This window comes from Gimesia maris, from assembly GCF_008298035.1.
Taxonomy (GTDB): Bacteria; Planctomycetota; Planctomycetia; order Planctomycetales; family Planctomycetaceae; genus Gimesia; species Gimesia maris.
Map to the genome: position 1 here is coordinate 352115 of NZ_CP042910.1, position 19394 is coordinate 371508.

The following is a 19394-nucleotide window of genomic DNA, read 5'->3' on the forward strand; positions in this document are numbered from 1 at the left end:
CAACAATACCTGACAAATAGTGAGACGAGTCTGTTTCAGGTCAGGACCGCTGTTGGTTGACTACTTTGCTGATTCGCAAAATGGCAGCATCAATTTCCTCTTTTGTATTGAGGAATGAGAGGCTTAATCGAACAGCAGAGCGATAGACGCGTTCCTCGCAGCCCATCGCCAGCAGCACGGGAGCCGGGTCTCGTGAACCGCTGGCACAGGCGCTGCCCAGTGAGCAGGAGATGCCCGCCAGGTCGAGTGAGATCAGCAGGGCTTCTCCGTCCAGGCCGGGAAACGAGATATTGAGGGTATTGGGAAGCCGATGCTGTCGATTGCCATTGATAACCGTTGGCGAGCAGAGTTCCTGCAATCCCTTCTGGAGACGATCTCTCAGCGCTGCCGTCTGGCTTGATCGTTGTTCCTGTTCTCGAACAGCAGTCGCCAATGCCTGCGCCATGCCAGCCGCCAGAGCCACCGGTTCGGTTCCCGCCCGTTTGCCTCGCTCCTGATGTCCTCCCGCGATTTGCGGCAGCAGGCGTGCGCCTTCTTTGACGATCAGGGCACCCACGCCCCGCGGGCCATGAAATTTGTGGGCAGCCAGACTGACGGCGGTGGCGCCTGAGTCATGAAAATGAAACGGAATCTTCCCGATGGCCTGTACGCAATCCAGGTGCAGGGGAATATGGTGTTTCTGACAGGCTTCCACGAGAGGTGCGATATCCTGGATCACGCCGGTCTCGTTATGAGCCAGGATGGCAGTGGCCAGTTGAACGTGTTCCCAGTTTTGTTCGAGAAGTCCTTCTGTCTGAATTCTGCCCCCGGCGTCCAGAGGCAGCTGAATCTGTTTCATTCCCCGTGGTGCCAGACGTCGAATGGTATTAAGGGTAGCGGGATGCTCGCCGGCCGGCAGGACAATCTCTCCGGGAGAACCAGACAAAAATCCCTGTATGGCCAGGTTGATCGATTCCGTACCGCCACTGGTAAAAATTACTTCCTGGGGATGGGCACCCAGGAGTGATGCCAGTTGTTCGCGGGCATCTTCAAGTACTCTGCGCGCCTGACGGCCATCTGCATGGGCGCTGCCGGGATTGGCATAGTGGGTTCGATACTGTTCTGCGACCAGGTCCACGACATCATCCAGGGGGCGTGTTGTGGAATTGTTATCCAGAAAGATCCGTTGTGAAGCTGGTATCGCCATGACAGGTCAGTATTTCAAAGTCGGTAACCCCCGTGGGGAAAACCGTTACCCTTTTGCGGCTTCTTTCGCCTGATTTTTAAGCTGATTCGGGACATGTTCAATCAGCATGTCAATAATGTCGTCGGGAGCAAGTCCTTTGCTGTCCGCCTGAAAAGTGGTGACAATGCGATGCCTGAGCACGGCATGGGCGACGGATTTGATATCCTCGGTTGAGACATGGAAACGCCCTTCCAGGATGGCCCGGGCTTTGGCTCCCAGAATCAGAAACTGTCCTGCCCGCGGCCCGGCACCCCATGACAGATATTCTTTAATGAATTTGGGAGCGGTCGCTTCTCCCGGACGCGTGGCCCGTACCAGATCCCGGGCATATACAAATACATGCTCGGCGACGGGAACTTTGCGAACGACTTCCTGCAGCGCCAGGATCTGGCGGCCTGTTAATGCAGCTTCCAGTTCCGGTTTCTGATTGCCGGTCGTCTGTTTGAGGATCATCAGTTCCTCGGCAGCAGTGGGATAATTCACGACTACATTAAACATAAAGCGGTCCAGCTGCGCTTCCGGCAGCGGGTAGGTGCCTTCCTGCTCAATCGGGTTTTGAGTTGCCAGTACAAAAAAGGGTTCCGGCAGGCGATAGGTATTCGAGCCGACGGTGACGTGCCGTTCCTGCATGGCTTCCAGGAGTGCAGCCTGAGTTTTGGGGGGCGTCCGGTTAATTTCATCTGCCAGCAGGACGTTGGTGAAGAGTGGTCCCTGCATAAACTGAAAGGATCGATGCCCGGTTTCCGGATCGTCCTGCAGAACATCGGTACCTGTAATATCGGAGGGCATCAGGTCCGGAGTAAACTGAATTCTTCGAAACGAAAGGTGCAGGATTTTGGCAATGGTACTGACCAGCAGCGTTTTGGCCAGTCCAGGTACACCGACCAGCAGGCAGTGGCCTCGGCTGAACAGAGAGATAAGGATTTCATCCACGACTTCCGACTGTCCGATGATGACTTTGCCAATTTCATCGCGCATCAGCAGGTAGGCGTTGGATAGACCACGGATGGCCTGTGCTTCCAGATCACGTTGTGCTTCTGCATCTTCCTGAACCATCAAATGTTCTTCATGGTCGGCCATAAACCCTGACTGCCTTTGCAACTAAAGACCAAACTACTCGAAACGCTTCTTATTGTTTATACTGGTCAGCAGAACCGAATGGAAGGGGCCATTTGCCGGGAGCGGAAATCCTGTCCGGGCTGGCTCTCTATCCTGTTCGTCAGTTAACATGTTTCAAGCTGATATTATCATCACTTCACCTCTAAAATGCGAGTCAGAACGTGTCTCAGCCCCCAGTATCGTATCTTGTATTTGATGTGGAAGCGATCGCCGATGGAGATCTGATTTCCCGTGTTCGCTATCCAGGGGAGGAATTATCCCCGGCAGACGCCCTGGCCCGTTATCAATCCGAACAGGTGGAAGCGACCGGCAGTGATTTTATACCGGCTACGTTTATGCTGCCGGTCTCGGTTGCGGTGGCCAAGCTTTCTGAAGATTATCGACTGCAGGACCTGACGGTACTCGATGCTCCCGATTTCCGGCCGCATATTATTACAAAGAAATTCTGGCAGGGCTGGGTACACTATGGCCAGCCGACGTTCGTCACCTTTAATGGTCGTGGATACGATCTGCCGGTTCTGGAACTGGCCGCATATCGTTATGGTATTTCATTACCGGAATGGTTCAATGTGAATGCCCGCAGTTTTGATCAGTCCCGTAACCGCTATAACACCGGCGCTCATCTCGATCTGATGGATCTGTTTTCCAATTTCGGTGCCGGCCGGGTCACGGGCGGTCTGAACCTGCTGGCTAATCTGATCGGCAAACCGGGTAAAACCGGTATCGATGGTTCGCAGGTGCAGTCGATGTATGATTCCGGCAAAGTGAATGAAATCAACGATTACTGCCGTTGTGATGTTCTGGATACCTATTTCGTGTTTCTTCGCTCCCGGGTTCTGGCGGGATTCCTCAGTATTGATACTGAGCAGGAGATCGTCACGGAAGCGTATCGGTACCTGGAGCGGGAAGCAAAATCCAACAAGGCGTATCAGCACTACCTTGAGCACTGGGGTGACTGGGAACCGCCGACCGAATAAGCTTCAGGCTTTACTCGGAATAATTAACGTCCATGCCTGACAGGAGAAACTGAATGACCTGCTGGTTTCTGGTCTCGCTGATTTTAACAGGCAGTGGCTGAGAGGTGTGGAATTCCAGTTCGACAGACTGCCAGCCTGATTGTGGCTGATCAGGGTGTGGCTTCAGTTTCAGTGTAATAAACTTTTCTGTCACCGGTCCCGGATCATCCGTTGATAATTCGATGGTAAACGATTCTACCTGGAATGTGCTCTGGTCAACGTTCATTAACCACGAGGACAGATTTTGCATGGCAGACAGGTAGATGGCTCTGTTCGAGAGATTCATGTCGTTTTGAGAAATCTCAGTCTCCAGTGATTTGCGCTGCCTGTTCCGGGGGTAGAGAGTAATTCCGTTTCCGAGTTTGACAGAATCAATTCTGCGGGAGACTGAAACCCAGCGTTCTACCAGCTTTTCAATTTCCTGCAGTTCTGTTTTGTTCCGGTATCCAGTGCTGGTTTGAGAAAAAGAAATGCGTCGAATCGGATCTCTCATTCCCGGTTTTGGCGGAGTCATCTCTTGTGGAAAGATCGCTTTTGCGACGGTTTGTGAAACGAATTTCGGTTCCGGCTGTCCGGCAATGATGGCGGACTTGCGCACTTCTTTTAACGCGGTTAACTCGACCGCCGCAAACCCGGATTGTGATTTTGTCTTACCGGGTAGAAAAGTTAACGATTCCGGCAGCATGGATCGTGTATCGATCTGCAGTTCAAACGGACGGCACAGATGCCGGGTTAAAAGATCTCTGGGGGCTCCCCTCAGGATGATCAGGGAGTCCGTTTTTCGGATCACCTGCCATTCATATTCGGTCAGTAAAGTCTGGACTGAAATGGGTTGCTGAAATTCGGAAATCAGCGTCAGTTCATGTCCGCTGAAGTAAGCCTGATTCTGCTTCTTGAATTTTTCGACAGTAGACTGGGGGCCGACGGGCGATAGAAAGCTGGAGGCAGCCGACCATTGTGACAATATTTGTCGCGGATCATTCAGCTTGTTCTCGACAGCAGCCTGGTCCGAGTTCCCCGTAGAGACTTTTGTTTTGATCTGAGTGGCAGGAGGATTGTCCGCGGGAAGCGTAGTGGCAGCCAGCAAAGCCAGCAGTATTGAATTAAGAATCAGGAAAGGATGACGACGCATCACAAAGCTCACTCTGAAATGGGGAGAAAAAACAGACCTCGCTCAAATACGGAATTTACCGATGAGAAGTCTGGATGAGGGGGATGGAAATGTAGCAGAAAGCAGATTTTGGGAAAACGGCAATCTACCGACAGATAAGCAGGAGAGATATCATCTGTCGTAAGTTTCTATTAAACTTATACCGAGCAGTGGTTTAGATCAAAGTCGGCGATTTCGGTCTGCAAACTATTGCAGTGAATTTGCTTTCTTTTGGAGAGTCTGCACCAGCGTTTTGAATGCTGAAAGCGACTGTATTTCACTGAGATCCGGGTCTTTTTGCATCCACTCCACATCTTGAAATCCAAGTTCGGATGCCTTGTGCAGATGCTGGATTGCTGTTTCCTGATAACCTTCTACGGTTTTCTGGACGCCAGGTGTTTTTTTCTGATCCTTCAGATTGATTAACGCCCGTCCGTAAACGCAGGCGACATTATAGTGAAACAGCCCATCTTCTTCGAAGTTTTTTAACTGTTCGTTGACGAAGGAAATGGCTTTCTCTTCCTGGTGATTATAGACCATGCAGATCGCCAGACCGGTAATTGCCTGTGAACTTTTGTTGTCAATCTCAAAAGCCCGCTGAAAATCCTTCTGAGCAGCCTGCCAGTCCATGCGTTGTAAATTCATATGCCCGCGGCCGGTAAAGGCGTCTATCAGACGATTGTCTTTCTGGATCGTGGGATCCTGAATCATCTGATCATATACGTGCAATGCTTTTTCCCATTGCTCTGCTTCGGTATAAATATGAGCTTTGGTGAGGTAGGGCTGCATTTCCCCGGGGCTGATTTTAATCGCAGCGTCACAGGCGGCGATCGCCTCCTCCAGCTGAGAGAGTTGCTGATAGGTATTGGCTTTTGTCAGGTATGCGTATTTCAGGTAATCGCTGTTTCTCTTCAGGCTGTTTTCATTCAGAATATCATCACAAACGGCGATGACCTGGTGATAGCGTTTGAGTTTACGGAGCAGGGTAATCTTGCTGAAATAGGCTTTGATCTGGCTGGGATTGATTTGTATCGCCTGATCATAAGTTTTGAGAGCATCGTCGGGGCGTTTGAGCGAGAGCTGGAGATCGGCTTTGAAATCGTACAGATTCATATATCGCGGGTTGGCCTGGATCGCGTCATCATAGGCTTCCAGTGCTTTATCGTTTTGATTGTGTTTGGAATAATGCGATGCCAGCATTACATAGGCAAAATGATCGAGCGGAGCAATTTCAATTGCTTTATGAAACTGCTGCAGTGCTGCTTCAGATTGAGACTGATTGCTGTAGATCATCCCTTTCGAGACATACAATCGCGCGTTCATGCCGTCGATTTCCAGTCCCTGATCTGCAGTCTTGAGAGCCTCTTCATATTTCTGCAGCGCATTTTGAACATTCACGATACCCAGGTAGGCCGGTACGAGCAGTGAATCGATGCTGAGGGCAGTCTGGTATTCTTGCAGAGCTTCCTCGTATTGTTTATTACCCTGTTCCCTGTCACCATTTTTCACGTACTGGTAGCCAGGCGAACGCATGTAAATATTATTGAGTGCCGTTGCAGCGGCCCGCTTTTTCTCATTGAGATTTCCTTCAAACCGGGCATCCATGATGATCTGTCGTGCCTCGGGCGTGCCGATCGAAAACAGAGATGAAAATATCGCATTCCAGGTAGAGGCCTGATCTGTTTTACGTAATGTTTTCTGTAAAATTTTGACTGCTTCGAGGGAACCGGAGGCGCGAAGGCTCTTGATCGCGCCACTCACAACCTGTAAGTTGCTGTCATTCAATGCCTGCTCCGCCAGTTCAAAATACTGCGGTGAATCGATCTTCTGCAGAGAGGTGACGATCAGCTGTTTTTCGTTGGAATTCGCCTGGGGATAAACTTTCAGGAAACCGGCTTCCACAGTCTGGTCACCGATAGAAGCCAGTGTATTAATAATGGCAACCCGCAGTCCGGCATCGAGTTTCAGATTTTCCAGATGATGAAACAGAAACGGGATGGCACGCGGATCTTTCATTCGATCAAGAAACGAAAGCATAGCCCGGGTTGGTGCCGTCTGTTCCAGCTGTGACAGCACATAATTCAAGGCCAGTACTTCACTTTCATTGTCTTTCTGCTGAATCAGTTCCTGGAAGGCAACTTCACGGATTTCCGGATTGGGCGACTGCAGTGCGTTTGTCAAAATTTCGAAGAGTCGCGGATGGCCATTCAGGACCAGTGCCTTGATCGCTGCTTTTCGGAGTTCCAGATCGTCACTGGAAATGAATTCATAGATGGCGTCTCCCCACTGCGGTCGCGGGCTCTGTGCGATAATCCCAATCATTGTTTTTTGAGAAGCCGGGGGGCTTTCTTTTAACAGTTTCAAGAGAACCTTCTGGCCCTGGGAAAACCGGGACTCTGCCAGGCTGGCAATAGCGACTTCAGACTGCGGACCGACTGTACTGGCAACCTGAGCCAACCGTTCATAGCCGCGAGGATCCCCGAGGTAACGTAACGCAAATAGCGCGGCCTGTTGCACAAGCGGGTCGGGATCTGATGTGAGTTCCAGAATCAGTGGCAGCTCTTCATTTGTCAGCTGTCGGCCGCCACTGATGAGAGCTGCGATTTTCACAGCCGGTGATCCCGTCCGGATCTGTTCAGCCACTTTTTCCCTGGTGAGGACACTCATGGCACTGTCGAGTGCAGCGTGAATCGCCTCAGATTCTTTTTCATGAATAACTTGGCCTTTATTGATTCCGAGATAAGGAACTCTGGAATCCTTTATGACTTCCCCGGAGAGATGCAATTCCGTGATCATGCTGGGAAAGACAGGTAGCGTGGGATTCACCATTGCATTCGTACCTACCTGATTTGCTGCACGAGGCAGCCAGTTTTTCACAGAGGTGTCGATCTGAGTATTCTGATCGGGGAAATGTATGACGAAGCGTTTGATGTTCTGAGTCGTCAATTGGTCTATTACCTGAATCAGGCTTCCGTAATTGATCGAATTTAATTCGCCGCTGACAATAAGTTCTGCCAGACACTGACTGGGCCCCAGCAATTTGACGGCGTATTTCAGTTTGCCGAGTTCGAAGCGATTCACATTCAGTTTCAGCGTCTGATCAATGACAGAGACTTGAAATTCGATTTCAGGAATATGGGGCGCCCCCGGTAAGTCGGTGAGTAATATCCACAGACTGTCCTGTTCACCCGGAGGGACAGTGATCTGATCTTGAAAATTTAAACTATTCAGTCGCAGGTTGCGTTTTCCCAACTGGACATTATGGTTTGCCAGATTGGAAGGCAAAGTACGGATGGGAACTTCCTGGCCATCTACTACTGCTTTAATCTGGCTGCGGACCAGTTTGAGGGGTTGCGGGCTCTGGTTTATCAGAATCAGACGCGTCAGGAAAAAATACAACCCATTGGGCGCCCTGTTGTGGGTGACTCCCCTGACAGTATCGTCAACGATGATAAAAGCTGAAGTCTGCGCGCTCACGGGAGGCTGGTGGGCGGTCGGCTGATTCACGGACTTGAGCCGCGCTTCTATGTCATTGAGTAACTGCAGGCTTTGCGCCTTTGTCTGTGGACCTTCCGTTGAAACCTGCTGCTTTCGCCGGCTTTCCGCCTGGGAGTAAACTTGTGTGGGAAGCAGGGTAGAGAGTGTCAGACACAGCAGCAGACAGATTCGATTTGTCATCCTGTTTCTCCCGACGTTTTATCAGACAATAACTTTACCGGCCCGAATTTCAATCCAGGTTTTGATCTCCGATTCCGGAGGCAGTACCCGGAGCCCGGTTTCCACATCAGCGTTGAGCAGATTAATGGCGTTTGTCACGCACGTGTATGGCTCCAGGCAGACACAATCCCGGTCGGGGGGCGTGAACACAACCAGCTCGGTGAAGATCGCATCATAGTCCTGGGTGACGACCAGTCCTGCCTGCTCATCCATGATCAGGCACTCGTATTGATCGATATCTTCAGGCATGCCAGTGAGAATATCGTCTGCCTGCAGCTGATCCAGCCAGGCACCTTCCCGCAGGTCGTGTGATTTTCCAATCGACTTCTTGACGCCGACGGGAAGACAGTCTTCGAGCACCCATTCCTCGCTGGCTGGTGACTCCACCAGGCAGTTTTTGAGATGGCCGGATTCTGACAGGGGCACCTTAAAGTAAGGATGTGTTCCCAGCCCCCAGGGAATCGAACCGGAACCGGGGTTACCGACGCGGATGTCTGCCCGTAAGGTGGTCCCTTTGACTTCGTATCGAACTTCAATGAAGATGTCGCCGGGCCAGTATTTCAGTCGGTGTTTCCCGTCGATACTCAATTGAAACTGGCCTGTCACAGCAGACTCTTCCTGCGAAATGACCCGCCAGGGAAGGTCCAGACAGAAACCATGAATCGCGTTGCCGGTTTTGTCATGATAGGTTTTGTCAGGGGGGAGTTCATAAGGGGTTCCATCCCACTGAAAGTGCGCGTTGGCGATGCGGTTCGGGAAAGGGAACAGAATGGGAATGCCACCACTGCTGGGACGCTGATTTCCTGATGCGAAATCAGGATGTGCGTCAATGACGTCAATCGGCTGACCATCGACCATTGCCTGGAATTCATAACAGTTGAATCCTAACTCTGGTAGTATGTTGGCGTAGGAACCGGTTTCCGGGTCTTTAATCTGAATGGGCGTCATGCGAGAGGATACTTTTCATCAGGTGGATTATAGAGATCGTTCAAAGATCAGTTTGTCAGCAGCGTTCATCAGTTCCACTCGGGGTGTGCCGTTTCCTGAGGCAAAAAGCGTCGTTCTGCCATGGCACGATCCAGCAGGGTGTCCCAGATATCATAGGGGTCAATTTCAAAGATGTCTTCCGTGGTCGCAGGGGTATTGAGCCAGTCCATCCGATTTATTTCGGATTCCAGCTGCAAAGGTGCCCAGCCGGCACAACCGAAAAAGATCCGAAAATCCAGATGCGGGTCTCCCTCGGAGATGCGCCAGATGACCTGTTCAAAGATCTCAGGGCTGCTGCCCATGAACAAGTCCGGGACAATTGCCTCAGTTGATTTTTCGAGATCCCCGGCGTTATGCAGGGCAAACATCCCGTTTGGCTCGACCGGTCCGCCCATAAATACCATGTCCTCAAGTTTGGGCATGTCAAAATAACGCGACAATGCGTTCGTAATCGAAAAGGAGGAAGGGCGATTGACAATCAGACCGGTAGCTCCCTGTTCGTTATGTTCCACGATCAGCACAACAGATCGATAAAAATTGAGATCGTTCAGCTTACGGGACGCGACTAAAAAATGCCCCTTCAAAGATTTCAGCATAAAGCGAATCACTCTCCTTCGATTGGATATTCTACTGAGTAAAAACGGGTTAAAAAAACGGTATAACTGCACAAAATGTATTATAACTGCCTAAAAGCGGAAAAAACAGAGTCAGGTTTTCAGATCAGGATCACCTTTTCATCAGGACCTGTTACAGGGATTTGATGGATCAACTGAAATCGGGAAGTGGCCTGACCGTGAATCCGAAAATATTCAATGTTCAGTATTTCAACTTGAACGGATGTGGGCTATTCTGGTATTTATTGTCTGGTGTCAAATTCAAGGTTTTCTTAAGCGCCCGAATCCTCATTTTATAACATGGGCTGGTTCCAATGAAGACGTCAAAAACGCAATTTGCTGTTTTGTGCGCGATGCTTTACTCATTAGTTCTCTCTCAGACGTTGTCTGCTGAAGAAAGTTACGAACGTTTTACCGTGCGTAACTGGACCTATCGCGATGGAACTGAGGCGACCGGGAAGCTGATTACCATCACCGGCCCCACAGCGACACTTAAACTGGAGGGAGAGGGGACGGTGCGTGTTCCCCTGGAAAAATTAAGTGTGAAAGATCTGAACTGGATCTACGAATATCACAAGCGGAAAAAACTGTTAAGCTTGCTGCCACCCGAATATCGAAAACCCCAGAAAGAAGCAGTGACGTCGACCAGTCCGGATCCGTCCCCACCTGTGGAATCGACGCCTTCTCAACCTGCCTCAGAGCCGTCTCCTGCGAAACCGGCTGCAGAATCGATGCCTGCTGAAACTGCGCAGCCTGCTGCTGAGAAAGATTCATTCAAACCATTTACCGTCCGAGAATTCACATTGAAAGATGGGACGCGACATAAAGCCAAACTGCTGTCTGTGAGTTCGCAAGAGAAAGTCACGCTGCTAAAAGACGCAGGTGGTTCGATCCAGGTGCCCCTGGATGAGCTCAGTGAAAAAGACATCGAGTGGATCATTGGTTATCATCAGCACAATAATCTGGTGGCACTTCTTCCAGAAGCCCTGAAGGCCAGGGCAACTGATCCGGGATCGATGGTCGGTCCTGCTGCTGCGCCCGCGAAAGTCGAGGCAGGTGCAGAAATGAGTGAAGCAGCGAAAGCAGACGAAGATCCGGATGTGGAAAAAGCAAATACGGAAATCGATCCCAAACTGGTTGCAGTCATGAATGATTATCGTGTCTGGACTGATAAGCAGGGGAAGAAATCGGAAGCGAAATTTACGCGTATCAATGGCCGCGAAGTGATGTTTTTAGGCAATCCGGTTGGTTTTATCAACGTACATATCGGAACGCTCATCCCCGAAGATTTGCAACTGTTGCGGGATGCTTTGAAAATGCATGGCCGGTTGGATGAAATTCCTCTGGCCTATCGTGAAGATCCCGATCGCAATCTGTCACCGACTCGACTGAAACAGTTCATGCGACTCAATTTTCAACGTAAATGGACCGATTTGTCGGGCAATTCGGTTGCCGCCTCTTATGTCAAAATGGAGGACGGCAATGTCACCCTGTTAATTACACAAACAGGAATGGAGCAGGAGTTCCCCTATCAGAACTTCAGTGCTGAAGACCAGGTTTACGTGCAGGAGCGCCTGAAAAAAGAAGTTCCAGGGAACTTTTTCCCGGAAACAACCGAGGTGACGCTCACGCCGGAAGAGCGGGAAAAAGAGTTTCATGTATTCACCGATTTAAATAAGCGAAAGCTGAAAGGAAAATTTGTCCGTCTGGCTTATGGCGAATCAGTGGCTGTTCTGAATACCGGCAAGAAAGAAGAACTGTTCATTACAGAATTCTTCAGCGACTCTGATCTAAGTCTGATCAAGCCGCGTAAGCAGAAACAGACCGATCAACTGGCCATGAATGAGGGGGGCAATCCAGGAGTTCCCGGCGGGATTCCTGGCCGCATGGGAATACCCGGAGGAATTCCGGGACGGATGGGGATGCCGGGGGGGAACCCGGGCATGGGGGGCAGAAATATGACTGGTGGTCCCCAGAGTTCCGCCCTGCAGGAGGCCCAGCAGAAAGTACGTGAAATGCAGCAGAGAGACAGGAACCAGATGGCAGCAAATTCTGGTATGAATGCACGGAATTCACCAGATGATTCGTTCCCTGATTTTAATCCCAATCCTGCTCCAGCAGTTCCTGACTTCCAATTATCAAAGTATGAACATCAATGCCCGATCTGCAATGAATCTCATACTTCGAGTTCCATCCTGTTTACAAGCTGTCCGCACTGTGGTGTCAAAGCAGGCGACAAAGTTTACCAATGCATGGATTGCGACCGCAAATTTACAGCGGAGGGGCAGGGTGCAAGAGCTCCCTGTCCTCACTGCAATTCAGGGATTTCGAATATCAATGGTTTTCGCCTGGGAAAAAGTATACGCGGAATCGTGACTCTGGTGCTGGTCGTCTGTGGCTTTATTGCCGGCGGACTAAAGCTGAGAGGTTGAAAAAAAGCGAGCCTCGCCTGGTAGGAGAGACTCGCGTTTTTGTTTCACGCGGTTAAAATTCTGTGAAGACTCAGGGGCGTTCATTCAAAACAGGCAGCTGTTTCGAGGTCTGCATCTGTTGTGCTTCTTCAGGGGCCACATAATCACTGTGGCAGGATGCTTTATCCTGTTCGCCCACCATTTCTTTTTTGACTTTTGAAGCCAGCTTGTGAATTTCATCCGGGCTGAGCACGCCGCGCTTCTCCAGAATTTCCTGTTGCTCGGCTGTTAATGGCAGAGACTTTTTCGCTTTATCCCAGGCATAATCTTCCGATTTACCTGACATGAATTCCTGGATCTCCTTGGAGATACGCACGCTGCACCAGTCGTGACCGCACATGGCACAGAAATCGGTATCCACATCCAGGTCTTCGTCGTGTAACGCACGTGCGGTATCGGGGTCGAAGCTCAGTTCAAAGTGCTTTTCCCAGTTGAGGGCGGCCCGGGCTTCGGTAAGATCATCGTCCCGGTCGCGGGTTCCGGGAATTCCCAGCGCCACATCTGCTGCATGAGCGGCAATCTTGTAAGCGATACACCCCTGTTTGACGTCGTCTTTTTTAGGCAGCCCCAGATGTTCTTTCGGAGTCACGTAGCAGAGCATGCTGGCACCGTGATAGCCTGCGGCGGTGGCACCGATACAGCTGGTGATATGGTCGTAACCAGGGAAGATGTCGGTGACCAGGGGGCCCAGTACATAGAATGGTGCCCCATGACAGAGTGTCCGCTGGAGTTTCATGTTGAACTCGATCTGGTCGAAGGAGATATGTCCTGGTCCTTCGATCATGACCTGCACCCCTTTTTTCCAAGCACGTTCTGTCAATTCACCCAGCACGCACAGTTCTGCCAGCTGGGCACGGTCTGAGCCATCTGCCAGTCCGCCAGGACGCAAGCCGTCACCGATGGAAAAGCTGACGTCGTATTCCCGCATGATTTCGCAGATTTCATCCCAGAGTTCGTACATGGGGTTCTGCTGTTTATTGTGGAGCATCCATTTTGCCAGCAGAGAACCGCCGCGGCTGACGATGCCGATCAGACGCTGGGCGACGAGCGAAAGGTGTTCCTGAAGTACGCCAGCGTGAATCGTGAAATAGTCGACACCCTGTTTGGCCTGATGTTCGAGCATCTGCAGAATGCTGGCATGATCCAGATCTTCCAGGCGACGGGCAATGATCATGGAATAAATGGGAACCGTACCAATGGGAACCGAGCTGTTCTGAATGATCGCCTGCCGACAGCCGTCAATATCGCCACCGGTGGAGAGGTCCATTACTGTGTCGGCACCCCATTGCTCGGCCCATTTGAGTTTTTCAATTTCTTCATCCGTCCCGGAAGAAACGGGCGAGGCGCCCATGTTGGCGTTGACCTTGGTCTTGGAAGCACGACCAATGGCCATCGGGTCGAGTTGATATCCCAGGTGCACTTTGTTGGCAGGAATAATCATGCGGCCGGCTGCGACTTCATCGCGGATCTGTTCGGCAAGCAGATGTGGTTCCCGTTCGGCGATCCGTTCCATTTCCGGCGTGATGGTTCCACAACGGGCGAATTCCAGTTGGGTGACCGGCAGGAAGTCAGCCGGGGGGGTCCAGGCGTCGGCGGTTTCATAGTTTTCTTCACAGCCTGGTTTCAGTTCCCAGCCTGCTGGCATGAAGTCCCAGGCGGTTTTTTCTGAAGGAGCGGGCATGCCCGGCGTATCGGGAGACGAGAACGTCAACGCTCCTTTTGCTCCGGGAGCGATCTGTGGCGGATTTGCGAAGCTCCCCGGATTGGTCTGGTTCGGACGTGTCGAGGGGTTTCCACCAATGGGTGGCAGTGAGTACAGCAAGTCGTTCGCAGAGGAGGAGTTAGTCATGTGTAGAAGCATCCTTGTAAAGTGTGATGCGGTGAATCGAGTCGATTAGTCGCCGTGTTGGGTTTTTAAGAATCCGGTTCCGGGAAGTCTCTCAGAGACAGTAACAGGGCCTGGAAGAGAATTCTTGCCTATATAGTAGTGACCTGACTGCTTTTTTCAAACTCAATAGATGCTTACTCTCTGTGGTTTCCCATTGAATGTCGCATTAGTTATGATCTGCACATCATCAAAAAAGTCGATGCGGGCTACCTCTTTGACACAAAAGAGGAATTGAAAAAATTCGGAATTGATCAGGTTAAGGGAATCCATGCAGTACGATGTTTATGGCGTTGGCAACGCATTAGTTGATATTCAGGCACGCGTCTCCGACGCCACACTTCAGAAACTCGGTTTTGCCAAGGGAATCATGACCCTGGTGGATGAAGAAATCCAACAGAAGGTCCTGGGAGAACTGGATGGCGCCCCCATTTCGCAGTGTGCCGGCGGTTCGGCTGCCAACACGATTCTGGGAATCGCCGATTTCGGAGGCAAAGCAGCCTACGCCGGTAAAGTGGGCAGTGACATGCTGGGGGAATTTGACCTGGCTGATATGCGTAAGCTGGGCGTGACGATTGAGGTTCCACCGGCGGCCGAGGGGCAGACCGGAACGTGTGTGGTGCTCATTACGGATGACGCACAACGGACGATGCTTACGAATCTGGGTGTCTCAGCCACGTTGAGTGTGGATGACATTAACGAAGAACATATCAAACAGTCAAAATATGTGTATGTTGAAGGCTACCTGTTTACCGGAGAAACACAGAAACGTGCAGCCTACCGCGCCATCGAGCTGGCAAAAAAACATGGTGTCAAAGTCGCTTTTACGGTCTCCGATCCCTTTCTGATCAATCTGTTCCGGGATGAATTCCAGGAATTAATCGAAGGCCCCGTGGATCTGTTGTTCTGCAATCTGGAAGAAGCCCGCAGCCTGACGGGTAAACATGATGCCGTCGATTGTGCCCATGTGATTCACAATCATGTCCCCAACCTGGCATTGACGCTGGGCGGTGATGGTTCGATTCTGATGCATGAAGGTCGCGTGATTCCCATTGAAGGCGTTGATGTGGAAGCCATAGATACAACCGGTGCCGGCGATATGTACGCTGCCGGGATTCTGTATGGAATCACCAACGGGTTGACCTGGCACCAGGCGGGGCACCTGGCTTCGCATGCCGCTGCCCGTATTGTCTCGCAGCTGGGCGCCCGCTTGAAAAAGCCGTTTACTCAGGATGAAATTCAGGAACTGTTGAACTGAAATGAAGCACAGCAATTACCCCCTCTTCGTACGACGCGACCTGGACGGTTTTTTCGCTTTAATGATCGATAACCTGGTCCAGCTTCTGCTTATCGTCGCGTTGTGCGGCCTGTGTGGGATCTCTGCTGATTCAGAATTGTTGCTGCAGTATATTTTGCCTGGCGCGGCGCTGAGTATTCTGTTTGGGAATATCTTCTACGCCTGGCAGGCGCATCAGCTGGCGAAGCGGGAAAATCGGAGTGATGTCTGCGCCTTGCCTTACGGTATCAATACGCCTTCCCTGCTGGTGTATATATTTTTTGTGATGGTACCCGTCTATCAGCGGACCCAAAGCGCGGAAGCCGCCTGGCAGATGGGGCTGCTGGCCTGCTTCGGCAGTGGTGTCATTGAGTTCGCCGGGGCGTTTATTGCCGACCGCGTTCGCCAAGTCACACCACGTGCCGCTCTGCTCTCAACACTGGCCGGGATCGCCATTGGTTTTATTTCAATGACGTTTGTCCTGAAGATTTATCAACGGCCGATGATTGCCATGCTGCCCGCTGCGGTTGTGCTGCTGACGCTGTTTTCGCATAAGAAATTACCCGTGCCGATTCCCGGTGGACTACTGGCGATTATCGTCGGGACGATTTGTGCCTGGGTGTTACCGGAAGTGATTCCTCAAATGCTGCAGGGATCACCGATGAGTGCAGAGTCAATCAAAACTGCCTGGGAACAATCGGGCTGGTATCGTCCCCACTTTGCTGGGGGAGCCTTATGGGAGCTGTTGAAAGAGCCGGGCGAATGGGCCGGGTATATGTCGGTAATCTTTCCGATGGGACTGTTCAATGTGATCGGCAGCATGCAGAACATCGAATCGGCTGAAGCCGCCGGTGACAGCTACCCTGCCAGGCCGGCGATGATGGCCAATGGCGTGGGAACGATCATGGCTTCATTACTGGGCAGTTGTTTTCCCACAACCATATATATTGGACATCCGGGCTGGAAAGAAATGGGATCACGGGCCGGCTATTCCACACTGAACGGGATCTTCTTTCTGCTGATCTGTCTGACGGGAACGACGGGGGTCATCAGCAGGATCATTCCTCTGGAAGCCGGTGTGGCGATTGTGCTCTGGATTGGTATGGTGATTACGGCGCAGGCGTTTACCGCCTCTCCCGGCAGGCACGCACCGGCTGTGGCGCTGGGATTATTCCCGGCGATCGCTGCCTGGGGCGCGACGATCATGCAAGGCACGTTCCTGGTTGGTGGGGGCAAAACACTTCAGGATGTTTTATCGACCAGTCTGTTTACTGAAGTGAACGGCTTTCTGGTACATGGGCTGGTCGTGATGGAGCGCGGCTTTATTTTTACCTGCATGATTCTGGCTGCCATCTGCGCCTGCCTGATCGACGGTAAATATCGTTCAGCGGCAATCTGGTCCGGAATCGCTGCCCTGTTCGCTTTTCTGGGCCTGACGAATGCGTATGAAGTCATTAATAATGACATTCATTTTCGCCTGGCGTTTCTTTCGGCCGAAAAAGTCGACGGATTGACATTTCATGCGACGGGCATTGCGATCGGCTATCTTTTGTTCGCCGCCACATTTCTGATTCTGGGTGGCTGCAAAGACGAACCTGCCATTCAGGAAACAGAAGAACCGAACCCCAAACCGGATCTCAGTCGCTGAGTTCACCCGTTACTGTTTTGTCGGCGCTTCATAAATCCGCACATTACGAAACTGGCTTTCTGCCCGGGCGATTACATCTTCATCTGCAATGAAGTGCAGGTAACGATATTTCCCGGTCAGGTACCGACCCACACGAATGCGGAATCGTTTCCAGCCTGTTCCCGTGTAGGTGTTGAACTGCTGCCCGATATGAGACCAGGCTTCATAGCCGTAAATCTGGAAGACCTGGTTCCCTTTGTTGTACTTCTTGTCTTTGTCAAAGCCGAAACCATGAATCTGGCCTTGATGTAAGGAGCGGAAGTCAAATTCGATCACTGTGTTGGGGGTGATTTCTGCGTTGACCTCCAGCGTTTTCCAGGCATTCCCCCACAGGCGAATTCCTTTTCCCTGTTCTATCAGCTGGTAATTAGTGGGTAGTTCATATTGCCCGTCCTGAAAACTGTAAGGTTCGATTTTGTGTGCTGCAAAATTGATGGCGGGGATATCTCCTGGAGGATCCGCAACGGAAAACTGATCACGTGCCGGGAAGGCGCCCTGATCGGCCGGTTGCCGAGTTACTTCCGATCCGGTGCTGTCAAACACAATCGCCTGTCCAGCGGTCACAACCCGCTCATCGATGGTTTCCGGTGTCTGATCCTGATTGATCTCGGCATCCGGTTTTTCCTGTGAATGCGTGATCGAGACGCTGCCTGTAAACACGTGAAGTTCTGTCTGTTCGTCGGCATTGACTGCCAGGCCAAAGTTTGCAGATTGAGACAGCAGTGTGAGATTCGCTGTCGTCAGTGTAAACACATGATCGCGTGAGCTGCCGACGACTGCCAGGCGTCCGGACTTCAGGTGTGCGCGGTTGTCAGAATTGATTCCGAGTTCTGCGGGCCCCTCCAGGGCGATGGTCGTACCACTCAAAAAGTCGATGAGTGTGCGTCCTGATTTGAGTTTCAACCAGCCGGGAACCAGTGGCTTACTCACATCCTGAGTCCACTCGGTCCGTTCCCAGACCGGTTGGTGTTCTTCGATAATCATTGCCGCGGGGACGCCATCACTGGAATCGAGCCGTGTGACGGCGCGGGCCGGAGTGCTGTCCATCATGAGTAGAACCGTCAGAAACAGACAGGCAACGAGAGTTGTTGCCAGCGCATACCGCATCACAGTGAGCTGCTTCCGTGCTGATGCCACGCCGGGATCGATACGGGGAGTACCTGTTTCTCTTTCAGGAGACAGACAGAACAAATCGAGGAGCGGCTCGGTGTGCCCCTGTTCCCACTGCAGGAGGGAATCGGTATTCATCATTTCCAGATAGAGTTCGCGGGCTGCTTCATCGGTTTCCAGACGTTTCAGGAAATTCTGGTTTTCCTCATCCGTCAATACACCATCCAGGAAGGCGGAAATGATTTCCTGAGTGTTGTTCTGTGTTTCTTCAGGATTTGGTTTCTGATTCATGACTCACAATTCTCCCTGCTCACTGGCAAGTGTTTTCTGAACGCACTCTTGTAATAGCTGCCGGATGCGATAGAGGGTCTGTGACACGGCTCCAACAGAGCGCCCCTGCGCCTCTGCGATCGCTTGTACCGAGCCACCTGAGGTATACCTCTGCTGAATCAGGTTTCGGCTCTGTTCTGGCAGCTTGGAAACACAACGGGCAAGTACCCGCTGCAGGTCCTGATCGCCCGCCAGTTTCTCTTCATTCTGTTTCGCCAGCATCTCTACCAGCTCTACATTAAACACCATTGAATCACGCTTATTGTCGCGATAATAAGCCAGGACCTGAAAGTAGGCGACCTTACAGGCCCAGGCGATAAAATTGCTGTCTGCCTCAAATTCTTCCGAACGGCGCCAGAGAACGAGATTCGTTTCCTGCAGCACATCCTGAACAGCCTGGGAATCAGGCAGCAGTGAGCGAATATAAGCATAAAGCCTGCTCTGGTGAGCAGTTAGAAGTTGGACAAATTTTTCAATCTCTTCGGGTTTCAAGACGGTGCTGATCCTTACGGTCCCTACTGCCGACCAGTCGGCAGCGTCATGATTCTCTGATCCAGAGTGCATCACTTTTAACCATAGCGTCTCTCAATCGAATGTATTCGGCCCAACTGGCCTGGGAGACGTTAAAGTAAAACTGGACACAGTCTAATATACCAGAATTTCTCAAATCTCACACAATGAGGAGTTTTCAGGCAAAAAAACTCAAATCGATGAATCTCGATATGAATTTGTGTGAGATTCGGCTTCCCTCCGGTATAGTTTAATACATCATGATTTACACTCATGTGACGTTCCTGAAGACAATGT

Annotated in this window: 13 protein-coding genes; 4 read left to right on the forward strand and 9 right to left on the reverse strand. The window is 51.3% G+C overall.

Going from position 1 to position 19394, the window contains the following annotated elements; translation table 11 throughout:
• Positions 1–40: 40 nt before the first annotated feature.
• Both GmarT_RS01340 and GmarT_RS01345 read right to left on the reverse strand, forming a co-directional pair.
• Positions 41–1186, reverse strand: coding sequence for a cysteine desulfurase family protein (locus tag GmarT_RS01340; protein ID WP_002646867.1), 1146 nt, complete (start codon positions 1184–1186; stop codon positions 41–43).
• Positions 1187–1231: 45 nt separating this feature from the next.
• Positions 1232–2305 carry an AAA family ATPase gene (locus GmarT_RS01345; protein ID WP_002646866.1) on the reverse strand — a complete coding sequence of 358 codons (1074 nt, stop codon included), beginning with the start codon at positions 2303–2305 and terminating at the stop codon, positions 1232–1234.
• A 200-nt stretch (positions 2306–2505) separates the two neighbouring features.
• Here GmarT_RS01345 and GmarT_RS01350 point away from each other — a divergent pair, with 200 nt between their 5' ends.
• Positions 2506–3321 carry a 3'-5' exonuclease gene (locus tag GmarT_RS01350; RefSeq protein WP_044238126.1) on the forward strand — a complete coding sequence of 272 codons (816 nt, stop codon included), beginning with the start codon at positions 2506–2508 and terminating at the stop codon, positions 3319–3321.
• 10 nt (positions 3322–3331) lie between these two features.
• Here the strand turns inward: GmarT_RS01350 and GmarT_RS01355 are convergent, their stop codons facing one another.
• The 4 genes from GmarT_RS01355 to GmarT_RS01370 all read right to left on the reverse strand — a co-directional run bounded on the left by GmarT_RS01355 (position 3332) and on the right by GmarT_RS01370 (position 9810).
• Positions 3332–4492, reverse strand: coding sequence for a hypothetical protein (locus GmarT_RS01355; RefSeq protein WP_002646864.1), 1161 nt, complete (start codon positions 4490–4492; stop codon positions 3332–3334).
• A 225-nt stretch (positions 4493–4717) separates the two neighbouring features.
• Positions 4718–8188, reverse strand: coding sequence for a HEAT repeat domain-containing protein (locus GmarT_RS01360; RefSeq protein WP_002646863.1), 3471 nt, complete (start codon positions 8186–8188; stop codon positions 4718–4720).
• Between the two features lie 21 nt (positions 8189–8209).
• Positions 8210–9175 carry an aldose 1-epimerase gene (locus tag GmarT_RS01365; RefSeq protein WP_002646862.1) on the reverse strand — a complete coding sequence of 322 codons (966 nt, stop codon included), beginning with the start codon at positions 9173–9175 and terminating at the stop codon, positions 8210–8212.
• A 68-nt stretch (positions 9176–9243) separates the two neighbouring features.
• Positions 9244–9810: a YqgE/AlgH family protein gene (locus GmarT_RS01370; protein ID WP_002646861.1), complete on the reverse strand. Its 567-nt coding sequence runs from the start codon at positions 9808–9810 to the stop codon at positions 9244–9246.
• Positions 9811–10142: 332 nt separating this feature from the next.
• Between GmarT_RS01370 and GmarT_RS01375 the strand changes: the two genes are divergently transcribed.
• Entirely contained in the window at positions 10143–12260 is a 2118-nt protein-coding gene (locus GmarT_RS01375) for a hypothetical protein (protein WP_149302399.1), read from the forward strand.
• Between the two features lie 70 nt (positions 12261–12330).
• Here GmarT_RS01375 and thiC read toward each other — a convergent pair whose 3' ends face one another.
• The gene (thiC, locus tag GmarT_RS01380; RefSeq protein ID WP_081459511.1) at positions 12331–14148 is read right to left on the reverse strand and encodes a phosphomethylpyrimidine synthase ThiC; all 1818 of its coding nucleotides are present in this window, start codon (positions 14146–14148) and stop codon (positions 12331–12333) included.
• Positions 14149–14455: 307 nt separating this feature from the next.
• On the opposite strand from thiC, the gene GmarT_RS01385 reads away from it, so the two are divergent.
• Together GmarT_RS01385 and GmarT_RS01390 are read left to right on the forward strand one after the other, a co-directional pair.
• Complete coding sequence (locus tag GmarT_RS01385) at positions 14456–15442, forward strand: adenosine kinase (RefSeq protein ID WP_002646856.1); 987 nt, start codon at positions 14456–14458, stop codon at positions 15440–15442.
• Position 15443: 1 nt separating this feature from the next.
• Positions 15444–17108, forward strand: coding sequence for an NCS2 family permease (locus tag GmarT_RS01390; RefSeq protein WP_149302400.1), 1665 nt, complete (start codon positions 15444–15446; stop codon positions 17106–17108).
• 9 nt (positions 17109–17117) lie between these two features.
• Here the strand turns inward: GmarT_RS01390 and GmarT_RS01395 are convergent, their stop codons facing one another.
• Positions 17118–18548: an anti-sigma factor family protein gene (locus tag GmarT_RS01395; RefSeq protein WP_002646854.1), complete on the reverse strand. Its 1431-nt coding sequence runs from the start codon at positions 18546–18548 to the stop codon at positions 17118–17120.
• A 3-nt stretch (positions 18549–18551) separates the two neighbouring features.
• On the reverse strand, positions 18552–19151 hold the full coding sequence (locus GmarT_RS01400) for a sigma-70 family RNA polymerase sigma factor (protein ID WP_002646853.1): 600 nt from the start codon (positions 19149–19151) through the stop codon (positions 18552–18554).
• Positions 19152–19394: the final 243 nt, after the last annotated feature.